This window comes from Arsenophonus sp. ENCA (assembly GCF_002287155.1).
GTDB lineage: Bacteria > Pseudomonadota > Gammaproteobacteria > Enterobacterales > Enterobacteriaceae > Arsenophonus > Arsenophonus nilaparvatae.
In genome coordinates this window covers 1-2,561 of the sequence record NZ_NHNG01000208.1, presented here as the reverse complement: position 1 = coordinate 2,561, position 2,561 = coordinate 1, and the positions used below count along the sequence as shown (strand labels likewise).

The following is a 2,561-nucleotide window of genomic DNA, read 5'->3' as shown; positions in this document are numbered from 1 at the left end:
TACAGGTTTCGATCTTGACCAGCGGGTCACCCAACTTGTCGATCGTCTGTTGGTGATACTGGTTTGCAAAGAGGTCATTCTTAATGGCGCTGCGTTTCTTCATGGTGGTTAGCTCAGTAGACCAGCTTCCGATAACTTTATCAGCAAAATCAAACTCGGCTTAGGTTTTTCGAGGTGCCCAATAGAAGTTGGCAGTATTGCTGAATTGTATACACTGAATTTTTTTTGAAAAAAATTAAGTATTGAATAATTTATTGGCTTTACTGATAACCGGATTTTGTATTGATGATGCCATTGGTTTTACTTCTGATAAAACCGATTTTTTACATGAAGAGTCATTGACAAGATCGCCATTAATGGCTCCAATTAAAGTGCGAACCTGCGTATCTGTATTATTTTTAGCTATTAATGAAGCGTATTCTGATTCCGTTATGGATATCCATGCACTCCATCGATTATCAGGTAATAAAGGGTCGCGTACTCGTTTTTGCCATGCGACAATTTCACTTTCTTTGCCGTTATTTACATGAGAAAAATTGTAGTCAGGAGAAAGCACGCCAATGATGTTAGCCAGTGTTGATAACGATGTTGGTTTTGCAAGAAGAGAAGCAACGAGTAAGGGTAAACGCTCATCAATTTTTTTCAAACTGAAGCCAGAAAGAATCACGTTTTTTATCGTTTCGCTTTTTTTTCCTTGTCCAAGTTGATCAAGATGTGCAATAGCCGTAGCTTGTTCATCTTTATCTGTATTAAGATAGAAATAATATTTCTTTGTCTTACTCATTGCTGTTTACCCATTTCAGCAAGCGCCTTGACAAGAGCAAGCTGCGGTGTATCTAACTTTTTTACTTTGTTTTTGAGCGTACTCCAGTGTGCTTTAAATGCGGGATAAAGGTACTCGGCACCGCCGCCAGTTAGGTATATGCGATGAAATCCACGATAATGTTGTTCGACATGTTGGATAACTTTTTCTATTAATCTAGTCTTTGAGACTTCAAACGCAGTTTTCACGGCTGCTACGTGTTTAACATTATTGATAAGTGGCATGATATCATCATCATTTCCTGCCATTATTGCCCTGATGATAGTATCAGCTACATGATAATTACTTGGGGTATCAGCTTTTAACAACGCGTCCTGTACGTGCTTGATAACCAGACTTACGCCTGTTCCTGCTTCACCGGATATCTTTGCGATGCTGTCAAATTGTCCTTCTATTACGCCACAGTCAAGCGTTGTTCCGCCCAAATCGACGAGTAAGGATTGCTCTAATGCATGAACATTATCCATCTGTAGTGCTGATACTACGGCGGGAACAGATTCAGGGTAGACCCGAATTTTTCCAAAGGTAAAAACCTGCCCTTTGTTCAGGGTAATCGGGCGTTGGAGATTCCTGATTTTACGTTGGATATTGGCCGTATTTTCCTGTGCATCGTCGCTGTAGTACTCACTGATTGGCAACGTTACCCAAAGTTCGATCTCCTGTGGTGTGAGGCCAGATAGTTGGAGTGCATGGTGTACTGAAAGTAGATTTTCTGTGCGGTATTGAAAATCAGTATTCGTGGTGGGTATCACGTCTGCTGATGCTTTGGAAAAGCTGTATTTTAGTCCGTCCACTTCATAGTTATAGATGGGATCAGACGCGAATCCGCCCGGTTTCCACCCTTCGTTGAAGGTGTTTTGACTGACTAAATTTTTTAGCTCCTGATTAGGTTCATCTTGCCAGCATAGCTTGATAGCCGTGGAGCCGTCGTCGCAAAACACTTTCAGCATAAATTACCCCTTTTGTGGTGTGAAAACATGTTAACATTTTAAAAATGTACACCATTTGAGTATATTTTTCAATTTTTTTGTTTTTAAACACCTAGTTAAGGTGTTTAAATTTGATAATTTATTTTTAATAAGGTGTTTTTTTGTCGTTTTTTGTCTAAAAAACACAATTTAGGTGTGATTATGGTGTGTTTTTTTATGTATCCTACATTAAATTACACCTTCATTAAAGCATCCATTTAACTAAAGGCTTCAAAGATCATATCCATAGAAAACCCTTTGTACTGAAGGTAGCGGATCTGCTTTGCTTTCTCTTTTTGCTCTGTGGGAGGCGTGTCAGAAAATTTTTTTATCCTTGCTTCTTTAGCCATCGAATACCAGTCTATGCCGGACGCCTCTATTTTTTGTTCAATCAATTCTTGCGGAAAGCCTTTTTGCCTGATTTCCTGCTTTATTCTCGTTGGGCCATGGAGTTTTTTAATGTGTTTATCTATAAGGATATTAATTAACTGTGTATCGTTGAGATAGTGGTTATCACTTAACCGCCGAACAACACGGTCAACAAGCGTGTTGCTTAATAGTGAAATAAGGGTATTTCGGTGATTGAAGTAAATTTTAGGCTGTTCTGAGATGGAAATTCCAAAGACCGGCACTAAGGAGTAAAAAGGTATCATCAATAAAGGGTCTACGATTCCGTAAAATTTGGGTCATACAACCGAAGCGCTTGATACCCGCGATGGCGTGTTCAACCGTAATACGGATGCCCGAGATTATTTTATTTTCTTGTTTTT

General features: G+C 39.2%; 4 protein-coding genes. All 4 read right to left on the bottom strand.

Features of this window, described 5'->3' with window-relative positions; translation table 11 throughout:
* Window positions 1-235: 235 nt before the first annotated feature.
* A complete protein-coding gene (locus CBG25_RS05360) occupies window positions 236-784 on the bottom strand; it encodes a plasmid partitioning/stability family protein (RefSeq protein WP_290605094.1) in 549 nt (182 codons plus the stop codon).
* Window positions 781-1,773, bottom strand: a complete 993-nt coding sequence (gene parM / locus CBG25_RS05355) for a plasmid segregation protein ParM domain-containing protein (RefSeq protein ID WP_290605091.1) — start codon at window positions 1,771-1,773, stop codon at window positions 781-783. Before parM ends, CBG25_RS05360 begins: the two co-directional genes overlap by 4 nt.
* 236 nt (window positions 1,774-2,009) lie before the next feature.
* The gene (locus tag CBG25_RS05350) at window positions 2,010-2,444 is read right to left on the bottom strand and encodes a regulatory protein RecX (RefSeq protein ID WP_290605087.1); all 435 of its coding nucleotides are present in this window, start codon (window positions 2,442-2,444) and stop codon (window positions 2,010-2,012) included.
* On the bottom strand, window positions 2,386-2,508 hold the full coding sequence (locus tag CBG25_RS21335; RefSeq protein ID WP_366212712.1) for a hypothetical protein: 123 nt from the start codon (window positions 2,506-2,508) through the stop codon (window positions 2,386-2,388). The genes CBG25_RS05350 and CBG25_RS21335 overlap by 59 nt, the downstream gene beginning before the upstream one ends.
* Between the last annotated feature and the right edge of the window lie 53 nt (window positions 2,509-2,561).